Annotated in this window: 19 protein-coding genes and 1 pseudogene; 9 read left to right on the top strand and 11 right to left on the bottom strand. The window is 38.8% G+C overall.

Going from position 1 to position 23,268, the window contains the following annotated elements:
• Positions 1-455: 455 nt before the first annotated feature.
• The 5 genes from SanaruYs_RS04755 to SanaruYs_RS04735 all read right to left on the bottom strand — a co-directional run bounded on the left by SanaruYs_RS04755 (position 456) and on the right by SanaruYs_RS04735 (position 8,607).
• The gene (locus SanaruYs_RS04755) at positions 456-2,777 is read right to left on the bottom strand and encodes a prolyl oligopeptidase family serine peptidase (protein WP_127121393.1); all 2,322 of its coding nucleotides are present in this window, start codon (positions 2,775-2,777) and stop codon (positions 456-458) included.
• A 261-nt stretch (positions 2,778-3,038) separates the two neighbouring features.
• Positions 3,039-3,263 (bottom strand): CDGSH iron-sulfur domain-containing protein, encoded by a 225-nt coding sequence (locus SanaruYs_RS04750; RefSeq protein ID WP_127121392.1) that lies wholly within the window; start codon positions 3,261-3,263, stop codon positions 3,039-3,041.
• Positions 3,263-4,129 carry a YicC/YloC family endoribonuclease gene (locus SanaruYs_RS04745; protein ID WP_246011844.1) on the bottom strand — a complete coding sequence of 289 codons (867 nt, stop codon included), beginning with the start codon at positions 4,127-4,129 and terminating at the stop codon, positions 3,263-3,265. The genes SanaruYs_RS04750 and SanaruYs_RS04745 overlap by 1 nt, the downstream gene beginning before the upstream one ends.
• Positions 4,130-4,204: 75 nt before the next feature.
• On the bottom strand, positions 4,205-7,522 hold the full coding sequence (locus SanaruYs_RS04740) for a PD40 domain-containing protein (protein ID WP_127121390.1): 3,318 nt from the start codon (positions 7,520-7,522) through the stop codon (positions 4,205-4,207).
• The gene (locus SanaruYs_RS04735; RefSeq protein ID WP_160118582.1) at positions 7,519-8,607 is read right to left on the bottom strand and encodes an NAD(P)/FAD-dependent oxidoreductase; all 1,089 of its coding nucleotides are present in this window, start codon (positions 8,605-8,607) and stop codon (positions 7,519-7,521) included. The genes SanaruYs_RS04740 and SanaruYs_RS04735 overlap by 4 nt, the downstream gene beginning before the upstream one ends.
• A gap of 34 nt (positions 8,608-8,641) precedes the next feature.
• On the opposite strand from SanaruYs_RS04735, the gene SanaruYs_RS04730 reads away from it, so the two are divergent.
• The 5 genes from SanaruYs_RS04730 to SanaruYs_RS04710 are packed head-to-tail and all read left to right on the top strand — an operon-like array spanning position 8,642 to position 15,852.
• Complete coding sequence (locus SanaruYs_RS04730; RefSeq protein WP_246011843.1) at positions 8,642-9,313, top strand: MBL fold metallo-hydrolase; 672 nt, start codon at positions 8,642-8,644, stop codon at positions 9,311-9,313.
• On the top strand, positions 9,310-10,011 hold the full coding sequence (pssA, locus tag SanaruYs_RS04725) for a CDP-diacylglycerol--serine O-phosphatidyltransferase (RefSeq protein ID WP_127121388.1): 702 nt from the start codon (positions 9,310-9,312) through the stop codon (positions 10,009-10,011). The genes SanaruYs_RS04730 and pssA overlap by 4 nt, the downstream gene beginning before the upstream one ends.
• A gap of 10 nt (positions 10,012-10,021) precedes the next feature.
• Positions 10,022-13,390 carry a type IX secretion system sortase PorU gene (gene porU / locus SanaruYs_RS04720; RefSeq protein ID WP_127121387.1) on the top strand — a complete coding sequence of 1,123 codons (3,369 nt, stop codon included), beginning with the start codon at positions 10,022-10,024 and terminating at the stop codon, positions 13,388-13,390.
• 29 nt (positions 13,391-13,419) lie between these two features.
• Positions 13,420-14,592, top strand: a complete 1,173-nt coding sequence (porV, locus tag SanaruYs_RS04715) for a type IX secretion system outer membrane channel protein PorV (protein WP_127121386.1) — start codon at positions 13,420-13,422, stop codon at positions 14,590-14,592.
• A 3-nt stretch (positions 14,593-14,595) separates the two neighbouring features.
• Positions 14,596-15,852: a M16 family metallopeptidase gene (locus SanaruYs_RS04710; protein ID WP_127121385.1), complete on the top strand. Its 1,257-nt coding sequence runs from the start codon at positions 14,596-14,598 to the stop codon at positions 15,850-15,852.
• 39 nt (positions 15,853-15,891) lie between these two features.
• Here the strand turns inward: SanaruYs_RS04710 and SanaruYs_RS04705 are convergent, their stop codons facing one another.
• The gene (locus tag SanaruYs_RS04705) at positions 15,892-16,209 is read right to left on the bottom strand and encodes a DUF6787 family protein (RefSeq protein WP_127121384.1); all 318 of its coding nucleotides are present in this window, start codon (positions 16,207-16,209) and stop codon (positions 15,892-15,894) included.
• Entirely contained in the window at positions 16,206-16,877 is a 672-nt protein-coding gene (locus tag SanaruYs_RS04700) for an RluA family pseudouridine synthase (protein ID WP_246011842.1), read from the bottom strand. The genes SanaruYs_RS04705 and SanaruYs_RS04700 overlap by 4 nt, the downstream gene beginning before the upstream one ends.
• Before the next feature lie 121 nt (positions 16,878-16,998).
• On the opposite strand from SanaruYs_RS04700, the gene SanaruYs_RS04695 reads away from it, so the two are divergent.
• Complete coding sequence (locus tag SanaruYs_RS04695; RefSeq protein WP_127121383.1) at positions 16,999-18,273, top strand: Glu/Leu/Phe/Val family dehydrogenase; 1,275 nt, start codon at positions 16,999-17,001, stop codon at positions 18,271-18,273.
• Between the two features lie 147 nt (positions 18,274-18,420).
• Positions 18,421-19,077 carry a phosphatidylserine decarboxylase family protein gene (locus SanaruYs_RS04690; protein WP_127121382.1) on the top strand — a complete coding sequence of 219 codons (657 nt, stop codon included), beginning with the start codon at positions 18,421-18,423 and terminating at the stop codon, positions 19,075-19,077.
• Positions 19,078-19,201: 124 nt separating this feature from the next.
• Here SanaruYs_RS04690 and SanaruYs_RS04685 read toward each other — a convergent pair whose 3' ends face one another.
• Positions 19,202-19,663, bottom strand: coding sequence for a hypothetical protein (locus SanaruYs_RS04685; RefSeq protein WP_127121381.1), 462 nt, complete (start codon positions 19,661-19,663; stop codon positions 19,202-19,204).
• Positions 19,664-19,693: 30 nt separating this feature from the next.
• A complete protein-coding gene (locus tag SanaruYs_RS04680) occupies positions 19,694-20,143 on the bottom strand; it encodes an acyl-CoA thioesterase (RefSeq protein ID WP_127121380.1) in 450 nt (149 codons plus the stop codon).
• A 73-nt stretch (positions 20,144-20,216) separates the two neighbouring features.
• Here SanaruYs_RS04680 and SanaruYs_RS04675 point away from each other — a divergent pair, with 73 nt between their 5' ends.
• Both SanaruYs_RS04675 and SanaruYs_RS04670 read left to right on the top strand, forming a co-directional pair.
• On the top strand, positions 20,217-21,074 hold the full coding sequence (locus tag SanaruYs_RS04675) for a bile acid:sodium symporter family protein (protein WP_127121379.1): 858 nt from the start codon (positions 20,217-20,219) through the stop codon (positions 21,072-21,074).
• Positions 21,075-21,171: 97 nt separating this feature from the next.
• Positions 21,172-21,780, top strand: coding sequence for a Pr6Pr family membrane protein (locus tag SanaruYs_RS04670; protein ID WP_127121378.1), 609 nt, complete (start codon positions 21,172-21,174; stop codon positions 21,778-21,780).
• Between the two features lie 352 nt (positions 21,781-22,132).
• Here SanaruYs_RS04670 and SanaruYs_RS04665 read toward each other — a convergent pair.
• Positions 22,133-22,487: pseudogene (locus SanaruYs_RS04665) on the bottom strand (GxxExxY protein).
• Positions 22,488-22,856: 369 nt separating this feature from the next.
• The gene (locus SanaruYs_RS04660) at positions 22,857-23,264 is read right to left on the bottom strand and encodes a DUF3592 domain-containing protein (protein WP_127121377.1); all 408 of its coding nucleotides are present in this window, start codon (positions 23,262-23,264) and stop codon (positions 22,857-22,859) included.
• Positions 23,265-23,268: the final 4 nt, after the last annotated feature.

Below are 23,268 nucleotides of genomic sequence, written 5' to 3'. Positions count from 1 at the left end.
TTTAGAAATTATTCTGCAGTTGCTATTCTTATACGTGAATAATCAAGTATAGACACCTAGAGCAGTCATTCGGTTGGATACTGGACGCAAAGAAAATTTAAAACAGATTACGTATACTGATTTTGTAATACTAACGTTCTAGTTGATTTTTACTTTCTTGATCTACTCTTCTTAGTCTGTGTCTTCACAGACAGAAACATTTCATCGAAGGTGAAAAAAATGGCTTGTGATTTCACAAGCCATTGACTTTCTAAAAGAAGAAATTTATTACTTAAGTTTCTCCTCAAATAATTTTAATACTACGCTGTTCCAGATGTTCCGCAGGGCATCTGGAACTTTTAATAAACCGGATATATATCCGGCAGTATTATTAGTTCGACATGCGCTACGCTAACATGTCGAACAGCGGAGCTTGTGATTTCACAAGCCATTGACTTTCTAAAAGAAGAAATTTATTACTTAAGTTTCTCCTCAAATAATTTTAATATCCGTTTGTACTCATCTGTCCAGCTGCTAGGCTCAACAAAGCCATGATCTTCTACTGGATATACAGCCAGTTCCCAGTTTTCCTTCTTCAATTCAATTAAGCGCTGCGATAATCTTACTACATCTTGAAAATGTACATTCACATCTATCATGCCGTGACAGATCAACAATGATCCTTTTAAGCCCTCAGCATAATAAATAGGAGAACTCTTTGCATACGCAAGACTATCTAGCACAGGTGTGTTTAAAATATTAGAAGTGTAACCATGGTTATAATGTGCCCAATCAGTAACCGGGCGTAAAGCCGCACCAGCTGCAAAGGCATCAGGTGTAGTAAACATACCCATTAAGGTAATAAATCCACCATAAGAGCCACCGTAAATGCCAATTCGTTTAGGATCTATACCATGCTCTTTCACCAACCATTCCGCACCATCTACATGATCTGTTAAATCTTTACCACCCATAAATTGATAAATGCCAGTCCGCCAATCGCGACCATAACCAGCACTGGCTCGATAGTCCATGTCGATTACAGTATAACCTTTATCAACCAATAAATTGTGGAACATGTATTCGCGGAAATAACTGCTCCACCATTTGTGTGCATTCTGTAAATAACCAGCACCGTGTACAAAAATTACTGCAGCGCCATTTGGTTTAGTTGGCTTATACAAGCGTGTGTAAATGTCAGCGCCATCACGGGCCTTTACAGTGGTGACAACTGGATCGCGCCAGTTGTAAGAAGTGAATTCTGTAGTAAGTGATTGCGTAATCTGTTGAGTTTTAGCACCTGCTTTGTTTTCGCTAAAGAATAATTCCCAAGGTTTATTGCTGTACGAAAAACGGTAAGCCAACATTTTTTCATCAGGCGATATTTCCACCTCATGCGCACCAATAACAGATGTAATTTTTTCAGTATTACCACCACTTACAGGTAATTTGTAAAAATGCTTTTCACCAGGATGTACTTCATTTGTCGTAATATAAAAATGTTTTTTAGAACGGGACAACTCTACTTGTTGCACTTCATACTTACCTGAGGTAAGCGCCTTTTGTGTTTTGTTATTTGTGTCGTAACTGTAAAGATGAGAATAACCGGTTTCTTCAGAGATAAACCATAAACTTGCGTTATTGATCCAACCCATACTATAACTGCCTGGTCCTCCAACCCATGCATCATCATGTAAACGATGAACAAGGTTTAGTTTTTGTGTAGCCACATCTAATAGAACAATCCAACGATCTTTATTATCTGCAGCACGCAACATTAATATTGCTTGCTTGCCATCATCAGACCAGATAGGACCGAAGAAAGAAACTGCTCTGTTTACAGGCTTCTTATCTTTTGAGTCGTCCTTTACAAAAACAGGTTTTTCAGTAATGCCAGGGAGCTCATCTACTTTTACTTGCAGTACAGTATCGCGTTTGATATCGTATACAAAAAGTTCTGATGTATTTTGGGCGGCACCTACTTTCGTACGTGCCGGAATATTTTCAGTAAAGCCAGAGGTTGTTACATAATTGGGTACGATAGTATTTTTGGCACTACTATTTTTTGTTAGTCTGTAAGTAATAAAGTTGCCATCAGGGCTAAGCCTTGCCTGATCTACGTTTTTATCGTCCAGATAAATTTCTTTAGGTCTTTTTACTTGTTCTGCTTTTCTGATGCTCGCAGTTTCTTCGCGATCATCGTTGCGCTCCTTTAAAATTTGAATGATTGCCAACTGGTCCTCCTTCAACCATTTCTCTTGTTCATTTAAAGGAGTAGACAAGTTTTTCTTTCCTTTTTTGAAATCGCTTAATTGTGTCAGATTGCCATTTGCAATTTCCCAACTAAATAAATTTTGATCTGCTGTAAAAATGATTTTACGCTCATCACTTGAGAATGAAGGATTACTTTCTCTATTTATTGTATTGGTAACTTGCCTGCTTTTTGAAGTGATGATATCAAAAATGAAGATATCCCCATTTTTTTCAAACAGATAAGAAGTATAGGCTTTATTGAAGGTGCCGTTACCAGAGGGTAAATTTAAACGCTCTTGTTTCGATACTTTTTGAGGTGTTCTATTAGTTAGCGTTATTTTGTAAAGAGAATCAGCCTTTGCTTTATCAGGATTCCAATTAAAATAAATGGTTTTACTATCCAGCGACCAACGCACATTGCTTGGGGCTGTACCAATCCATTTAGGATCGCGCATAATTTTTTCGACAGTTAGCTCACCAAGTGTTTGTGCCTGTGCAAGGCTAACAATGAAAAGGCAAGCAATGAAAAGGAAGCGTTTTAGCATACAAATTTATTTTAAGCTAAGATAAGCATGTAGCCAATCTGCTTAAACATAATTACATGAACAGTTATAACTGTCCATGAGATGCATAACCTAAAAGATATTGAGGAGGAGATATAGAATAAAGACAATCACCAGTAGTACCGCAGTCCATTTAATTCCAGCGCTGTAACCTGTAAACTCATATTGACAAATAGGGCACACTTTCGCCTTTTCGTCAATTTCCATTGCGCATGATGGGCACTCTTTTAGTTTCATGAAGCACTACACTTTGCGTGGCGGGAGCTCAAAAGCAGTTGCCTCATGCTCGAAACCGTTTTTATGAGATCCATCGCAAAAGGGTTTGTTTTTCGATTGGGCACAACGACAAAGTGAAAGAACTGTTCTGCCTTGTAGGCCGTAAGTGTTTCCCTGCGCATCTACAATTTCGAAATCGCCTTCTACTTTTAGTGAGCCGTTATTATTAACTATAATTTTTGTTGTTGCCATTAGAGTATATTGTTCAGTTGTTCTTTAATTTTTTCCAATTCTTCTTTCATTACTACTACTACTTTTTGCATGTCGGCATCATTACTTTTGCTGCCAATGGTATTGATCTCTCTGCCAATTTCCTGAGCGATGAATCCGAGTTTTTTTCCATTCGATTGTTTGTCATCCAACACCTGTTTAAAGTACTCAAGGTGCGTACCCAGACGAACAATCTCCTCCTGTATATCAAGTTTTTCTATGTAGAAAATAATTTCTTGTTCCAGTCTGTTTTTATCGAAGCCCTCATCACCAAAAAAATCATGAATTCCACCCTTCAATTTTTCTCTTACTCGCTGTACCCTCTTTGGGTCAATCTCATTTACACTAGCTAATCCTTTGCTGATGGTATTGATGTATTCGTGAAATTTCTGTAGTAGGATTGCGCCTTCTTTTACCCTGAAAACTTCGCAATCGGCCATTGCTTTCAAAAGCGTATTCTTAAGATTATTCCAATCTTCTTCTGTAAGTGTTTCATCGAACTTGTTCTCAGTTACACCGGGAGAGTTTAAGGCAAGCTGAAAAAGAGAATCCTGAGATGCTTCTACGGTATTTGCTAATTTTTGTAATTGGATATAGTAAGCCTTAAATAAGTCCTTGTTATAGGTAATTTGTGGCTCTTGCTGCCCTTGTTGCTGATAATCAATTGAAATAGAAACCTTTCCTCTTTCCAATTTTTCGGTAATGAGATTTCTAATCTCAAGCTCCTTCTCGGTGAAGAGTTTAGGAAGACGAAGGTTTAAATCAAGAAACTTTGAGTTAAGGCTTCTTACCTCAATGTTGAGTTGAAAGTGACCACCTTCAAAAGAGGCCTGGCCAAAGCCTGTCATGGATTTAATCATAGGAGCAATAAAGAGGCAAGATACTATTTAGTATCGGCAATGAATAACAACAGCTTTTTAGCCTTAAAAATCGTAACCCAACGTTATGAAAAGTCTTGGATCCTGACGCTCGAAGTTTTCTACTGGCCATGCAAAGTCAAACTTCATATAGTAGCCTAGAATAACAGAGCGCATACCAAAGCCATAACTGTATAACCATGGATTGAGGTAATTTTTGATCTCGACCTCAAACGGTGGTTGTTTTATTACATCATAACTAACACTATTGCCCGATGTGAAGGGGGGCTCGCCTGACCAGCTGGTACCAATATCATAAAAAGCAGTAAGTTGTAAATTTCTGAAGAAGTTAGAAGCAACAGGGCCATCGCTCAATGCACGTACTAAGGGTACACGAAGTTCTGCGTTGGCAAGCATAACAGTATTCCCAAATAAAGTAGCATAGTTAAATCCGCGTAGACTCGTAGCATACTCTACAAAAAGCAACTCCTGATTTTGGCCTGATGCACCTAATGGGTTTACCTGGCCTGTAGCACTGCTTCCGCCAATTCGCGAACGGTTAAATGCCCAATTATCCATGCCACCTAATAAATATTGTTTAGGAGAATTTCCAAAGAAGCTTCCACCGAAGCCACGAACAGCCAACACAATTTCTTTATAAAGTTTTTGATAATGTCTAAGATCAATGGAGAGTTGACTAAAATTGAGCTGATTATTGCCGAAGTTTTCATGATGGGTAAAAGTAATTTTACCTCTTGAGCCCTCCATAAGATTTGCGCCAGTCATGATCGAGTTGTCATAAATTAACTCAGACTTTACGCCTGCATAATAGACATTCAAAGGAGCGGCTGTAGGTGAAGTCAGACTTAAACCACTAGGCCCAACATTAACAGATCTTGCGATTGTAGCGAAAGGCTTTACAGTGAAACGTGTTCTGTCGTTAAGGGGAAGCGAAGCGCCAAATTCTAGTTTATTAAGTGAGTAGTTGTAATTATCGGGTGGTGTGCCATTGTCGCTGGACGATAAGGTTTCCCAATAAATAACTTTTCTGTCAAATCGGGCACTGAAATCTATATAGTGCGGTAAGTATTGAAATTCTCCAAAAACATCACCGCTTTTAAAATCGAAAGACTGCATAACACCACCGTAGATTCGGTAGTTCTCCAGCATATCATTCATCTGCGTCTCGAGTTGTATGCCCAGCCCTCGTATAGGATCAATTACAAGCGAAGTTACAAGGTTGCTGGCACTAAATTTCGGATCGTAAGGAAAGGGGCCTGTAACACGTTCGCGTTCACGGGCACGCGCATAGCGGCTAAGGAAACTCTCTGTAGTTGTTGGTTCTTTTTTTATCACTTCGTCTTCAAAAGTATAGTCGTCAGTGTTAAGAGGCCTTTCTTTTACTACTACAGGGGTTGTATCCTTTGCCAACGAAGGATTTTTATCCAGATTCACACTTATGCTATCCGTCTTAGCTGACAATGAGTCGTTTACATCTACCACTACACTTGTTGTATCACTTGAAGCAGCTTTAAGGCGGGCGTTAAGTAATTCTTTCACGCTCATGTTTTTATTTTCGGTGGCTACCTTTCTTTCGCGAATAGTGCGTGCCTGCAATAATTCTTTTCTTCTTGTAGATGGTGTAAATACCTGGCGGTTAAAATCAAAAGCTTTATCAACATAGATATTTTGCTCAAGACTTTTACTTGTAACAAAAGCAAGGGTTCTGTTTTCGATGTTTAAATCGTAGTTTATGATGCTGGAATTATAATTTGAGATTTGCGAATAGATACCCGTTGATCGGTCGAACTTAAATAAGTTAATAATGCCTCTTTGATCGCTCAGGTAATAGAAAACATTGTTGTTTAGTGCTTGTGGGGCAAAATCTTTACTAAGTGTATTGGTGATTCGGGTTAAATTATTTCTAGTACTGTCCAGGTCGTACATGAATAAATTATATTGATTTGTGAGCTCGGCCAGAGCAACTTTTCTTCCAGAGCGTAAAGAATCATCAGGTCTGTTAGAAGAGAACACTATTCGGTTGGTTCCCGGAATAAAAGAAGGGTCAAGGTCATCAAAAGTATCATTGGTGAGTCTTCTCGTTCTGTCGCGTCTTGTGCTGAGTAAGTAAAGATCATTCTTGCCTTCGAAGTCTGCACTCATAATCGCAAGACGACCATTGGCCGAAAAGCTGATGCTTCGGATATTATTAAACTTATCAAGCTGGCGTGGCAGTTTAGATTGTGTAGTAAGATCGTATAGCCAGAACCAATATTCTCCCTGCTTAACACCGACAACTCCCAGTGTATTGGCATCGGACCAACCAATAAGCGGGACGGTATAATCTACTCTTTGACCGATTACCTGTGTTCCACCACGTAAAATGTTTTTCTCTTTTCCACTTTCTAAAGATTTTACAGTAACAGAAAATCTACCTCTATCATTTTCTGCATATGCAACATGACGGCCATCGGGGCTAACTTTAACAGAAGTGTAGTAAACGGTATGTAGTGGCTGTTTGGTAAACTGATTATCTTTTGGTGCAACTACATAAGAGTTGTTCGCCTGGTCTGCCATTTTTTTATAATAAGCTTCCCATTCATTCATCAGTCTTTTATAACTAATGCCTAATGTAATGAGCAGACTTTTTTCTTCATTGCGCGTTACCCTTGTATAGTTTAGAATATTGTGAACACTGCTTTTACCATATTTCTCAGCAATAAAATTCCAGAATGATTGCCCTGCGAGTGCAGCTTCCTTTCCGGAAAGTTTAGTGAAACGTTGTGCTTTTTTTGTTTGGACCAGATCTCGCACATAATCGTCCATCTCGGCATTCCAGCCCTTAGATACATAGTGAATTGCGCCCTGCACAAACCACTCAGGTAGATTTAGCAATAGTGCATTCTGAAATATATCTTTCAAATTGCCACCATACATCATTTCATTAATCAACAATTCAGAAGTTTTGAAGAGTAGTTCTTCTTTAAACTCCTGTGCAGTGCCAGTGTAGGCAACTTCTATATAAGGTTTAATGAATTCAGTTTCGCCTCCTACATTTAGTGCATTGTGGTTTAAGCCAACATTGCTTTGGCGTAAATCGGTAAGCGAGTTGTATAAAAATACTTTGGTTTTAAAGTAAGGCGGGAAACCAATAAGATCTGTAATACGATCAAATTCTGACTCCAGGTAAGTAAGGGCCTCAGAGGCATTCCCCTTGCGATTGTCATAATAATAAATGTCAAAATTCTCTCCACTTATGTATTGCCAATCGAATGGACGATACTGAAAGCGATTTTTACCAAAGCTTTCACGGGATTGCTGGGCAAAAGCGCTTCCAAGCGCCAGAATTAATGTGAAGCCTATTAGTAAAAAACGTCTTTTCATCTCTTGTTTACAGCTTTCCAATATAAAGAATAATAACGACTTACATCCACTGCATCGTATGTGCTTAAACGTATTCCCTTAACTAAAAATTCAGCCAATAGGTTGGAAACAAATGGTGCAAGGCTTACACCTTTTGTACCAAGGCCATTGCACACTATAACATTGTTATATTCAGGATGTTCCCCGATGATAGGCCTTCTATCGGGGGTAGTGGGCCTAAAACCCCATTCCTGATTTACCACATTATAGGGGAGGGATATGATTTCCTTGAATTTCTCCTTTAGTTCTTCTAATCCTTTTATGGTAATAGCTTGAGATAAATCCTTGGTTTCGTAGGTAGCACCGAGTTTAAAAATACCTTTTTCTAAGGGCACCGCGTAAATGCCACGGTTAACAATTACGTTTTCAGGAAGATTGGATTGTACGGTTAATGTTTCACCTTTTAATGGGCGTATAGGCAGCCAGTTGAAATAGGGATTTTGAAAAGTATTTGTTCCCTCACAAAAGATTATTTTCTCCGATTGGTATTCCCCATACACAATAGAATTTGTTGTGATACTCAGTTTGTCATAAGCTAGAGTATGCTCCTGAAATTGCTGTTTCTCAACAAAATAATTCCTGATGGCCTCCATGAAAACATTTGTGTTCAGGAAACCAGTTTGTTTGAGTAACAGCCCCCCAAGTAAATCTTTAACACCGTACCACCCACCACTTTTTGTATAGATTTTTTCTATAAAAATGGCCCAATCGGGTGATGCACTTTTACCCATCCATTCATTTTGCTCTTCTACTGAAAGAAATGGCCTGTAAATAGGCATGGGGTAAAAGAATTTTTGCCCCATTTCTCTTTCTGCGTGAGAGTAAAAGCGTTGCAACTGACTAAAAATCTCTTCTGCCTGCCAGGTTTTTGAAAGGACTTTGCCGGTTATAGGATTAAACAATCCGGCAGCTATAACAGAGGAATGATTTTGCTTGTTGCCAATAAGCAACACACGTTTTCTGCGCTGATCAAGCTCAAAAGCCAGCACACTACCTGCCAAACCACTACCAACAATCAGATAATCAAAAACCTTTTTTTCACTCACTCTGCAAAATAGGCTTATTGTTAACTCTTCTGCAATGCCTAACTTGCAGACTCCTATTATGCTGACACTTCAACGATTTACTTTTAATGATTTAGCAGAGAACACGTATATTCTATACGATACGAATGGACTATGCTTTGTCATCGATCCGGGTTGTTATTCTAAAAATGAACAAGAGGAACTTGCGAATTTTATTCAGGCAAAGAAGCTAAAGGTGGTGCAGGTCTTAAACACGCATTGCCATATAGATCATGTGTTGGGTAATTATTTTGTAACGAGCACTTATAAGGCGCCTCTTTTTATTCCTAGTGGGGAAGAAGCTGTACTTAAAGCGGTAAAAGCTTACGCACCAAACTATGGGTTTCAACAATACCAAGAGGCAGAACCAGCTGGTTTTTTAGCAGAAGCAACTTACTTAAGTTTAGGAGAAGAAGTGATTCAGATTTTGTCAGTACCCGGACACTCTCCAGCTCATGTTGCTTTCTATATTGCTAAGCAAGCAATCCTAATTGGAGGGGATGTACTTTTCAGAGAAAGCATAGGCAGAACAGATTTACCGGGTGGAAACTTCGATACCTTGATCAAAAGTATTCATACCAAACTATTTACGTTACCCAATGATGTTACGGTTTACCCCGGACATGGGCCGGAAACAACAATAGGTTACGAAAAAGTGAACAATCCTTTTTGTGCTATCGCGAAATGAAATTATTAAAACATATTCCTAACACGCTTACTTGTTTAAACCTCCTTTGTGGTTGTATAGGTATTGTGTTTGTTCTTGAAGGCTATCCTGTGCCAGCAGCTTACTTTGTGTGGGCTGCATGCGTTTTTGATTTTTTTGATGGTTTTGCTGCCCGCTGGCTAAAAGCGAGTTCACCTATTGGCAAGGAGCTGGATTCATTGGCCGATATGGTAAGCTTTGGCGTACTTCCTTCAGTAATGATGTATAGCTGGCTCAGCAACCTGAGTGACCATTCCTATCTTCCATTCATAGCCTTCACTATTGCGGTTTTTTCAGCACTTCGCTTGGCTAAATTCAATATTGATGAGCGTCAGACTAGCTCGTTTATTGGCTTGCCAACGCCTGCAAACGCTTTGTTTATAACGGCACTTCCATTTTTGCCTGAAGTCATATTGCTTTTTATGCAACAAGCATGGGTGCTAGTTGTTGTTATTATTGTTTTTTCATTGCTTTTAGTGGCAGAAATCGAGCTTTTTGCCCTCAAATTCAAAAATTTCGCATGGCAAGGGAATGAATTGCGGTTTACCTTCTTAGGATTAGCGTTAGTTTTAATTGTAGTTTTGCACAAATCTTCTTTACCAGTAATTATACTATTGTATATACTGCTTTCGTTAGCAGCTAGTTGGGGCCGTCTTGTCGGAAAAAAAAGTATAACCTAAGTCTATAGCATTGCTTAACCTTAAATCAATAGTAGCTAGTGCAGCATTCATCTCCCTCTGTGGTATGGTTGAGACTATTTATGGACAATCCTCGGTGTTAAGCGAAGGTACTTGGCTTAAAATTCCGGTTTCAAAAACAGGTGTCTACAAAATTACACACGCCCAACTAAGAGATGCTGGTGTAGATATTGACCAGGTGGATCCCAGGACAATTAAAATATACACAAACCCTGGGGGAATGTTGCCTCAGTCAAACGCAACGGACAGGCCTATAGATCTTATTGAGTCATCTATTATTGTGCAGGGTGAAAGTGATGGCGTTTTTAATAATTCAGACCTCATACTTTTTTATGCTCAAGGTCCCAATCAACATTCTTATAATTTATCCAAACAAGTTTTCTATTATGAATACAACTTGTACGCAGATAAAAATTATGCATTTCTAACCTTTGGTGGAGAATCAGGTAAAAGAATACACGGGGCAGATAGTCCAGAGGCAACAGTTGATGTAAATGAATATCAGGATGTGTTACATCATGAATTAACCAGAACGAATATTTTAGAATCTGGGAGAGAGTGGTATGGAGAACGATTTGAGAATAATGTTGAGCAAAGTATTAATCTCAACATTGAAGGTATTGTTGCCGGGAGCACTATAAAATTTGTCTCCGATGTAGTGGCCTACTCGTTAGCAGGATCCGCTTTTGCAGTAAAAATTAATGATCAGGAGGTAGGTATTCAGTCGATTGATCAAGTTCCTAATTCACAGTATGGTTTAAAGGCAAGGCACAAGCGTGATACTTTTTTATTAAATGCCACTAACGTAAATGCTGTAAATCGTACTGCCCAACGAATTACATATCGCTTTACCAAAAACGGAAATGCGGGAGCTTATGGCCACCTTGATTTTTTTAACCTTCACGTTACACGTAAACTGGCGGTATACAACGATCAAGTTTCATTTCGTTCTGCACAAAGCCTCAACCAACAAGCATCACAGTTTATATTAGAAAATGGGAACAGTAATACCCAAGTATGGGATGTAACAACCCCTGCTTCTATTGCCTCCTATACTGTTCAGCTTGTTGGAAACACAGCAAGTTTTACCGCAAATACAACAATTCTTCGAGAGTTCTTTGCTTTTAATCAGGCACTGAATGCGGAAGCACCTGTCCGCATTCAAAACCAAAACTTACGCGGTAGCGCCTCACTTAACTTATTAATTGTAACAGATGAAGAACTGAAGATTGAAGCGATGCGCCTGGCCGATCACCGCACTACACATTCAGGCATTGTAGTTAATGTTGTAACAGTTGATCAGATTTACAATGAGTTTTCAGGGGGCAGACCTGATGTAACCGCCATACGGGATTATGCCAGATTGCTCAGTGATAAATATCCGCAAGCGTTTCAAAGTCTATTACTTTTTGGAAAGGGAACATACGACTATAAGAATACTTTGCCTAACAATAAAAACCGTGTTTTCACTTACACTTCACGTAATTCTTTAAGCCCTTTGGAAACGTATTCATCTGATGATTATTATGGTTTACTTGAAGCGCATGAGGGAGAATGGCGTGAGTGTTTTTCGTGCAACGAAACACTGGACATAGCAGTTGGTCGCTTACCTATTAAGGAATCAGTACAAGCTAAATACATTGTTGATAAAATTATTACTTACGAGACTAAAGAGGAAGGGCAAAGCGGCTGGCAAAATCGTATAGCTTTTGTAGCAGATGATGGTGACTTTAATGTGCATCATGCCCAAGCTGATTTATTGGCAGCTCAAGTAGAGAACATCAATAACTCTGTGTTTAATGCAGAAAAGCTATACATAGATAATTACGCACAAATTTCAAGGCCTGCCGGACAAATTGCGCCAGAAGCTAATATCGCCATTGAGAATATTTTTGATAAAGGAGCGCTTATCATTAATTACACAGGTCATGGTAATGAATACCAATGGGCACAAGAAAAAGTTTTTGATGAGTTGATGATCCTTGATCTTAAAAATGAAAGCCTTCCTTTTCTAGTTACTGCAACTTGTGAGTTTGGTCGACATGATGATGTGCAGGTAAGTTCAGCAGCAGAAGTTATTTTATTGCGTGAGAAATATGGTGCTATAGGTCTTGTTACCACAGCTCGCCCTGTAAACTCCAGCACAAATTTTGACTTAAACAAAGCTTTTTATGAAGCCTTTCTTCAAAAAGAAAATGGAAGGTTCAGGACATTAGGCGAAATTTTTAAAGACACAAAAAATAATTCATCCAGTGGTGTAGCCAACAGGAATTTTTCTTTGTTGGGAGATCCATCAATGCACCTGGCTGCACCACAATCATCTATAAAAATTGAATCGATAACAACCGATCAAGATGTAAGTACACTGCAAGCATTGGCACGTGTTACTGTTAAAGGATATGTTGAGGGTTCCCCCGATCAGGCAGACGAAAATTTTAATGGGCTTTTGGAGGCATCTGTATATGATAAGGCAGGTACACTTAGAACATTAGGTGATGAGAATCCTCCATTCAATTACAAGCAATGGTCTTCACTTCTTTTTAGAGGACAGGCAAGTGTTGAAAGCGGAGTGTTCGAATTCAATTTTATCGTGCCTAAAAATATTGCTTACGCTTTGGGCGATGGCCGTATGAGTTTGTTTGCAAAAGACGGAAATAAAGCTGCAGCCGGTGTTTCTTCTATAGAAGTAGGTGGATCTGCGACTATTTCTGGTAATGATATTGAGGCACCTCAGCTTACGGCATTTATGAATGATGCTACTTTTGTAAATGGCGGTATAGTTTCGGCCGATAGTCGTTTGGTAGTTCGCATCAGTGACGAGAGTGGTATTACTATATCAAATTACGGTATTGGAAATGACCTCGTGGCTGTATTGGATGATGAAGCCATTTATGAGTTGGGTGATTACTTTTTGGCTGATATAAATGATTTTACAAAAGGGACAGTTGTTTTCCCCCTCCGTGATATAAAGCCAGGCAAACATCGTCTTAGAGTAATGGCTTGGGATACATATAATAATCCAGGTGAAGCAACGGTTGACTTTGTAGTAACAGACGGCACCGCAATGGTTATTGAAGAATTTGGAAATTATCCGAACCCCTTTTCAATAGAAAGCACCTTATTTTTTACCCATAATACAGCTGGTGAAGACGTGTCCGCGCAAATCGTAGTTTACAGCCCGCAGGGAGACCAAATATTAAGCGAAACCATATTTAGTGAAAATAGTGCCTTTAGAGTAGACTTGGCAACCATTAAGCGTAATGATTTAAAGGCCGGTGTATATATTGCCAAGCTATTTTTGCGTTCTCAAACTAGTGGCAAGCGGGCTAGTGCCCAAGCCAAGCTTATTATATTGAATTGATTATCTTTGAATTTAGAACCCAATTTCTGATGAAATATCTAATTGCTGCAATCTCCGTTCTTTCATTTGCAGGTTCAGTTTCAGCGCAGTCCGTAACCGGCACCAGCGGCCCTAATGTTATTACAACTTCTGCGCCCTTCCTCACCATTTCACCTGATGCACGGCATGCCGGTTTAGGTGAAGCGGGCGTTGCTTCATCAGCAGATGCCAATGCTGCCTATTGGAATCCTGGTAAACTTGTCCATATTCAAAATGCCTATGGTGGTTCTTTGTCATACACACCTTGGCTGGGGAAAATTGTAAACGATATGGACATCGTTTATTTGTCTGGTTTTTACAAATTGGGTTTTGAGGAGGTAATTGCTGTATCCATGAAATATTTCAATATGGGGGAGGTCTTTTTCCGAAATGATCAAAATCAATCATTAGGTGACTATAATCCGCGTGACATGGCCATTGACGCAACCTACTCTCGTCTTCTATCAAAAAATTTTAGTGTTGGTCTTACGGGCAGATATATTTATTCTAACCTCACGGGCCAGTTTCAAAGCACAACTTTTGATGCTAAACCAGGACAAAGTGTGGCGGTTGATGCCGGAGTTTTTTACACAAAACCATTGCAGAGTGCAAGACTTTCTCAACTTTCTTTGGGAGCTGTTATCTCAAATATTGGTGCTAAAATTTCTTACTCAGATGCTAACAACACTAATTTCCTGCCAGTTAATCTTCGAATAGGTTCAGCTTTTAAAACAGAGCTTGATCCATTTAACTCTATTACTTTTTTACTTGATTTTAATAAGTTAATGGTGCCCACCCCACCAAGGCGTGACTTGCAGGGAAATATTATTTCAGGAAGAGATGACGATAGACCTTTATTAAGCGGCATGTTTGGATCATTTTCTGATGCACCAGATGGTTTTAGAGAAGAGCTTAAAGAGATAACTACATCTGTAGGTATTGAATATTGGTACAACGCAGTGTTTGCCGGACGATTGGGTTACTTCCATGAAAGTGAAGACAAGGGTAATAGAAAGTATTTAACTGTTGGACTTGGCTTCCGCAAAAACAACTTTGGCCTTGATGTGGCCTACCTTGCACCTACTAATGGCCGCGAAAATGCCTTAGCAGAAACTATTCGTTTCACTTTAATGCTTCAGATGCCTGAAGTTCAGTCTGCACTGAACGAGTCGGTAACTGACTAACACATGCTCGACAGAACCTTAGCACCACCCTTTCAAAAAAATACTGTTCTAACACTGCTTACACCACAGCATTACAAGTCAGCCAAAGGCACAGACCTGTTCGTGCTTAGTGGTGGAACACAAGAGGTAGTACGCGTTGAATTGATCGCCAAAGCAGGAAAATGGTATGAGACCTCACCAGGCACAGCTCATTTTTCCGCATCACAACTTGATAAGGGGACTAAGACGAAAAGCAGTTTTCAGCTGGCCTCCTTATTTGATGCATACGGAGCCCATCTTGACATAAGTGCCGGTAATGATTTTTTTTCTATTACAATTTACTCGCTAAGTAGAAATTTAAGTGAAGTTTTAGAAGTAGTTGGGGAGTTAATTCATGAGGCAATTTTTCCGGAACAGGAATTAATGCTTTCAAAAAATATAGCGCTCCAAAATCTGAAGGTTAACGAGGAGAAAACCAGTTATCTGGCAGGTAAGTATTTCCGTAAAGCTATTTTTGGTGACCATCCTTACGGGAGAGAGTTAGATGCTCATGCTATTGAACAAGTAGAAAGAGAAAAACTCGCTTCTTATCTGAAAAGTTTTCTAGTAAACTTTCAAGTGGTAGTATCTGGTCATGTAAATGACACTACACTTAAGGTGCTGACGCAATTTTTGGATCAGCTACCAACAGGAAAAATAAACGGAAAGGAAGCATCTTTCTTAATGCCTGTTGCAATAACAGAGTATCGAGCTAAAGAAGGAAGCGTACAGAGCACAATACGCTATGGTAAACGCATTATTAGTCGCCAGCATCCTGATTTTTTTGACCTCTTATTTACTACCCATTTATTAGGAGGTTATTTCGGCTCACGATTGATGAAAAATATTCGGGAAGATAAGGGGCTTACCTATGGGATTTTTTCATCGGTACAATCGCTCTTACGCGAATCATATTTTATTATTGGTGCAGACGTGAATTGCGAAAATCGTGAACTCACTATGCTTGAAATTAAAAAAGAACTAGAAAAACTCGCACAAGTACCGGTGAGCAACACCGAGCTGGAAACAGCACGCAATCATTTTATAGGATCACTTCAATCAGAAGTTACCACTGCTTTTGCTCATGGGGATAAGTTTAAAATCATTTTGCTGAATGAGCTGCCTTCCGACTATTACCAGCTGATGATAAACCGTGTAAACGTTATACAGGCCGAAGACCTACAACATTGTGCAGCCAAATATTTTAAAACCGAGAGCTTCACTGAAGTAACTGTGGGTTAAAGTAATCGGCTTTTAACTTGTAGCAACTACCTCCGACCTCTAGTTTTTCTTCCGCGAAAACAAATTCCTTATACGCGAGAAGAAACGCTTTTCAAAAGCCCAGAAAAATTCGAACTGGCCAAACACAAAACCGTATATCAATAAGATAACATTGTATAGGGGCAATATAAAAATATAGTAAAGTACAGATGCTAGTGTGCTGTCTCCTGCTTCACTGGCAAAAAAATTAAGGATAGGTTTTTTGATAAAGAGCACAGTAAATCCAGTGCACGCAAAAACAAGCAAGACTACCAATACCTGCCAGGCACTTTTTAGCTGCCAGCGTTCTTTTAATTTCTCAGTCCACGATTTGCTCATACTTTATTCCAATATTCTTCTTCTGGTAAAGGTGCTTCAAATTCAATCAGTTCCTTTTTAACCGGGTGAATAAAAGATAGTTTTCTGGCATGTAAATTAATGGATGCATCCTCATTAGCCATAGGGTGGCCATATTTAACATCTCCCCGGATTACACAGCCTATACTGGCTAACTGCACCCTAATTTGGTGAGGTCTGCCTGTAACCGGATTAACCTCCAACAAATAGTGATCAGCTACAGGCTTTATTAAGCGATAGCTCAACTCAGAAAGCAGTGCCCCGGTGGTTTCTTTATTAAAAGCTGTTGTTTTATTCTTGCGCTCATCCTTTTGCAGCCAATGAACGAGTGTATCTTCTACTATCCTAGGTTTGTTTTTTACCAGAGCCCAGTAGGTTTTTTTGGTTTGCCTCGACCGAAAAAGCTCATTCATGCGCTCTAAAGCCTTACTTGTTCTGGCCAATACTACAATACCGCTTACTGGCCTGTCTAACCGGTGAACAACACCCAGAAAAACGGCCCCTGGTTTATCGTACTTTTTTGCGATGTAATCCTTACAAAGTTCTACTAAAGGCCTATCGCCTGTCGCATCCCCTTGAACCAGTATTCCAGCCGCCTTGTTTACCACCAATAAATGGTTGTCTTCAAATAATACTGTAAAGGCTTTCACACGATTGCTTAAGGTGGAAAATGGTATTTTGCTATCTTTGCGGCACCTTCGTGGATTCGTAAAAATCGCAGGGTTAAAAATAGACACTGAGCACAAGAAAATTCAAAATCAATAAAACTTTATGGGATACATAGAACCGGCTCCACTCGCAGACAAAGAAAATCCGTTTGAGGCCATGATGTCACGCTTTAAGGTGGCATCGGAGAAGTTAGGTCTGGAAGAAGAAGTTTATAACGTATTAAAAAATCCTGCCAAGCAGGTGATTGTCTCACTCCCAATTACCATGGATAGCGGTCATATCCAGGTATTCGAAGGCTACAGAGTTATCCACTCCACCATTCTTGGTCCATCAAAAGGTGGCATCCGCTATGATGAACATGTAAACATTGACGAGGTTAAAGCATTGGCAGCCTGGATGACTTGGAAATGTGCTGTTGTGGATATCCCCTACGGTGGTGCAAAAGGTGGTATTACTTGCAACCCACGTACCATGTCAGCTGGTGAAATTGAACGCTTAACTCGCGCCTATACAAGCGCGATGATTGATATTTTCGGGCCGGACAAAGATATTCCTGCTCCAGATATGGGTACAGGGCCTCGCGAAATGGCTTGGTTGATGGATGAATATTCTAAAACACAAGGTATGACTGTTAACGCAGTGGTTACTGGTAAACCTATTGTAATGGGTGGCTCTTTGGGCCGCACAGAAGCAACAGGTCGCGGTGTTATGGTAACTGCTTTAGCGGCTATGGAGAAATTAAAGATCAACCCTTACAAAGCAACTTGTGCAGTGCAAGGCTTTGGTAACGTGGGTTCATGGGCAGCGCGTTTGCTCCATGAGCGTGGTTTGATTATTCAGGCGATCAGCGATGTATCTGGTGCTTATTACAATGAAAAAGGTATTGATATCGAAAAGGCAGTTGCTTACCGCGACATGAACAAAGGTTCATTGGCGGGCTTCACAGAGGCAAGCATGATTAGCAATGATGATTTGTTGACATTACCTGTAGATGTATTAGTACCTGCTGCAATGGAAGATCAGATTACAGCCACGAATGCACCTCATATCAGAGCAAAATTGATTGTAGAAGGTGCTAATGGACCTACTTCATCTAAGGCTGATGCTATCATTAATGAAAAGGGTATCATGGTAGTGCCTGATATCTTAGCAAATGCCGGAGGTGTAACGGTTTCATACTTTGAGTGGGTGCAAAACCGCTTAGGATATAAATGGACGGCTGATCGTGTAAACCGCAGAAGTGACAGGATTATGAAGGATGCTTTTAATAACGTTTATAAAACTTCACAAGACTATAAAGTGCCTATGCGTATTGCTGCTTATATGGTGGCTATCGATAAAGTAGCTAAGACTTATAAGTACCGCGGAGGATATTAAGCCGATTTTCAGGGGTCGATGAGTAATTGACAATTGAAGATATTATCTAATTTTGTACAGCAGGTCGAAAGGCTTGCTGTACTTATTTTTCACCGATACTATATTTTAAATTCTGATTTCTATTTTCCAACCCCTGAATATTAACACATGATACATCGCGAAGGAAGAACATTGTTATTTGTTTTACTGATTATTTTAGTAGCTATTATTTATAGCTTTGATTACTTCTTACCGAGCCAGAATATTATTCGAAATGTGGTTATAGGGGTAGGTTTGGTTTTCTTTTTAATTGTGCTACAGTTTTTCAGAAATCCATCACGTAATACTGCAAAAAATCCTAAGCACATTATAGCACCTGCTGATGGTAAAGTTGTAGTGATTGAAGAAGCGGAGGAACCAGAATACTTTAAAGGAAAGCGTAAGCAGATTTCAATTTTCATGTCTCCTTTTAATGTTCACGTAAACAGGATGCCTGCTGCAGGTTCTATCAGCTACTTTAAATATCATCCTGGAAAATATTTAGTAGCATGGCATCCTAAATCAAGTACAGAAAATGAACGCACAACTGTTGTGGTAAAAACACAAGCTGGCACTGAAGTGCTTTTCAGACAAATTGCAGGAGCTTTAGCGCGGAGGATTAAATGGTATGTAAAAGAAGGTGATAAACTTGATCAGGGCCAGGAGTTTGGTTTTATCAAGTTTGGTTCACGTGTTGATATTTACTTGCCATTGGATGTAAAAGTGAATGTTAACATTAACGATGTGACTACTGGTGGAGAAACCGTGATTGCGGAGTTGGTGTAAAAGAGTATTCTGATTAAATAATAAAGGTCTGTAAACTTACAGGCCTTTATTATTTAAGAATATTATTGATAGAGTGAAATTTTCTCATGTATGAAATCAATGCTTTATTTTTAGCATGTATTCGTTAGCTTATCCTTTTAAAATCCATAATCCAATTTAACTCCCAAGTAGCGCCATTGTCATTCGAAACAGATTGCTCCCAATAGGCAAAATTACTATTCACTTTTGTCCATTCTGCCCAGACCAAAATTTCTTGCTCATTCAATAAGCCTCTTGAAATGAAAGAGCCTTTGTTTTTCCAAAAGGTGCCCTTCAAAGATTGAAGAGCGAGTGAAGACATTTGATCCATCCTGTTGATTTCCCAGAACTGATGGTGGTCGTTGAATTTTCTAAGGATACTTCGTTCGTATAAGGCGTGGTTGAAAACGTATTGATGAACAGCAAAATTGCCTGAGCCAAGACTGTGTTTTTTCTCGGTATGCTGTGATTCAAACTGGTACCACTCGTGGCAATCGCTCATCCAGCTTTTTAAGCGGTTGTTAATCACTTTCCACTGACCAATAAGAAAATCAAAATCCTCTAACATAAATAAAGCAACCTAGTTATCAACTAAGTTTTATTTTTTACTCAGATCAATCATGCTGAAATCTTTTGCCTTGGGCAAATCATTAAAAATATTTTGGATAAAGGGAGTGGGTATAGCAATCTTGCGCTCCACTATATTTATCCAGGCCCCATCAATATTAATAATGGCTGATAGTGTTCCGTCAGGTTTAATAAAATTATGACGCATACTCCATCTTGAATAATCAGCACTTGCTTTTACCAGTTCAACATCAACTGTAACGCTATCGCCAAATTTAATCTCTCTTCTAAAAATAGCCTCTTCCCTGAATAATATGGGTCCCATATGTAATTCCTCAAATTTTTCTGAGGTTAGGCCATGACTATTTAAGAACTCAATTCTGGCCATAGCTCCATAATCGTAATAAACACTGTGACGTAAATGTCTATTTTGATCAATATCAGACCAACGAATTTGAATGGGGATAGAAAATTTCTGCATGATGTTTATAACGTAAGTCTAAAGTTAAGGATACGAACGATAAAATAAGTATTTTAGCTTAAACCATTTATCTATGCAGCAGTCCGATCTTACCTCCTTATTCCTCCCGATTGCCCTTGGGATTATTATGTTGGGCTTGGGGTTATCGTTATCCATTGAAGATTTTAAACGCCTTACAAAGTACCCTAAGGCTATGACCATCGCATTATTCTGCCAGATGGTACTTCTGCCATTGGTGTGCTTTGGTTTAGTCATAGTATTTAATTTAAATCCTGTGCTGGCAGTTGGCTTAATGTTGCTGGCCGCTTCTCCCGGAGGTGCCACCGCAAACTTATATAGCCATCTCTCTAATGGTGATGTTGCGTTGAACATCACACTTACTGCGGTTAATAGTGTACTAACTTTGTTTACGCTGCCATTTCTTGTAAATCTTTCTCTTGATTATTTTTTGGATTCGGGTCAGTATGTGCCTATACAATTTAAAAAAGTAGTAGAGGTTTTCGCGATTGTTTTAGTGCCTGTTACCATTGGTATGCTTATAAAAAGTAAAGCGCCTTCTTTTGCACAACGAATGGATAAGCCGGTAAAAATTTTATCAGCATTGGTATTACTGATCATTATTGTTTCGGTTACCATTCGTGAGAAGCAAGTACTGATTGATTATTCAGGTGAGTTGGGCTTACCCATATTATTATTCAATGTGTTGAGTATGGCCATAGGATATTATGTGCCGCAATTTTTTAAAGTAGAGAAGAAGCAAGCCATTGCCATTGGTATGGAGATTGGCATTCATAATGGCACACTTGCCATTTACATTGCATTAAATGTGTTGAATAACTCTGCTATGTCAGTGCCACCTGCCATTTATAGTTTGTTAATGTTTTTTACAGCAGCAGCTTTTGGTTTTTTGGTGAGGCAGAAGAAGTCTTGATCAGGATTAATATGATTTGAGGATTGAAAATATTTTTATTTTAATAGCTTTTAATTTTTTTAAATAGGAAAATTATTCTTTTTGTAAATCTACTCAAATGAAAAAGAAAATTTCATTACTGTTTGCCGCCATTGCCTGGTTTGCAGTCATTGCTCAATACTATTTAATGATTCAAAACAGTGAACACACGCTTAGTGAGATAACTATTCGCTTTTTTAGTTACTTCACAATATTGACGAATTCATTAGTGGCGATTTATTTCACTGTCATTTTTTTCTCGAAAGAAAATAGGAATAGTCTTGTTCATAAACCAGGCTCTCTCACCGCGCTTACAGTTTATATTACTATCGTATGTTTAGTTTATCAACTGGTGCTACGACAAATTTGGGAGCCAATGGGTTTGCAAAGGTTGGTTGATGAACTGCTTCATTCTGTAAACCCTTTGCTGGTAATATGCTTTTGGTACTTTTATGAAGCAAAGAATGAGTTAAGATGGAGCGCTTTGCCGGTATGGCTTTTATATCCACTTATTTATCTTTTCTTTATTCTCTTTCGTGGGAATCTATCCGAGTTTTATCCTTATCCGTTTGTTGATATAAATTCGTTAGGTTTACTAAAGGTTGTCTTGAATAGTCTGGTTTTGTTGGCTCTATTTGCATCGACAGCTGCTTTGTTTATTTTTATAGGTAAGAGGAGTCACAGGTAATCAAAAATGTGTGGATCAGGATTTACTTGATTTGAGAATTGATAGGATTTTTATTTGGGCAGGTATGTAGACTACAGTCCTTTTTTTAAAATGCTTGGTTGCTCGTTTAGCTTAGTAGAATAGTCTGTATCACGATTTATAGGATTGTAGGATTGACAGGATTTCTTTTTGGATAGTTGCTAAAGTATTGTACTTCTTTTCAGATAGCTCAATAATTCATTTGCACTCAAAGCATCGTCAGTTTCAGGATTTTTTGAGATTAAAGAATTTACAGAATCTTAATACAGTGTCTGCATCAGGTTTACTAGGTTGCGGATAAATTGAAATTTTTAAAACTTGATTGCGTCAGGATTTATTGAGTTTTCGGAACAACAGGATTTTTAACTGGGTTATACTTGGAATTAAAAATTTTCTTGTATTGCAAACTTGTTGCGCCAAAGTTGATAAGTAACCCGGTTGCCATGTCATAAGCGACTACATAATTTTTAGCTTGGGCAAGGTGTACATCCTCAGGATTAATAACTGCTTTGAGTTCAACAACGATGCCATTCTCAACAATAAAATCCGCTCTTCTTGTGCCTACACTAATACCTTCATAATAAATAATCTGCTCTAATTCTCTTCCAAAACCTAAACGAGCACGCTCCAATTCATCGCTGATAAATAACTTCCTGGAAGCCGTTACCAAACGGGTTGTGTATTTTCATTGCACAACCTATTATCTTATAAGTGATTTCCTCTTCCTTCATTGCTTTCAAATCCTGATACAGACTGCTGTATTGGTTGCATTAATGTTAAGTAGTTTGAGTAAATCAAATCTCATTTATTATATTCATCACCATATTTTATTCATTATATTTTAATCCTGTTCATCCTTCTATCCTGCAAATCTTGATGCAGATGATTTTGTTAACGAAAAATAGAACGAAAATGAAAATAGCACATTTTTTAAACCAGAGACCACGAACATAGAGCTATTCATTTGTCATCATCACACTATGACAGATAAAGATTGTGTATCGATTTTAAAACGAAGAGAAATTGCGCAGTACTTCTGTTCTGTAAGAGGAATTTGACTATTTAAATCGTGTATAGATGAAAATCAGTAAAGGGATTAGCAGAAATAGTAAAATTGAGCCATAGAAAACATAGAAAAGCCATTGTGTATCAACAACGCTTTTGAGAGCTACCCTTTCAGGATCCCCGGGTATGTAGAGTAGTTCTACCGTTGACCTAAGAGGGTATAATTCCTTTCCTCCACGTATGGCAGGTTGATGTTCATGAACAAGTCTTTTACCCTCAATTGTATAGTCGATAATAGGTGCGAATCTTTCTCCACGCCCATGATAATGCAGCATAACAACTCCTTTAACAGTTTTACCCTCTTGTAGAAGTTGTTTGTAAAAGAAATAGTAGTAACCACCAATACTGCCAAACAAAATCCCCAGAAACCAAAAGATTAAATAGGGTAAAAGTCTCCACATGGTT

The sequence above is a fragment of the Chryseotalea sanaruensis genome, assembly GCF_003990915.1.
Lineage (GTDB): Bacteria > Bacteroidota > Bacteroidia > Cytophagales > Cyclobacteriaceae > Chryseotalea > Chryseotalea sanaruensis.
Note: the sequence above shows the minus strand (reverse complement) of the source record. Positions and strands in the feature narration are given on the sequence as shown.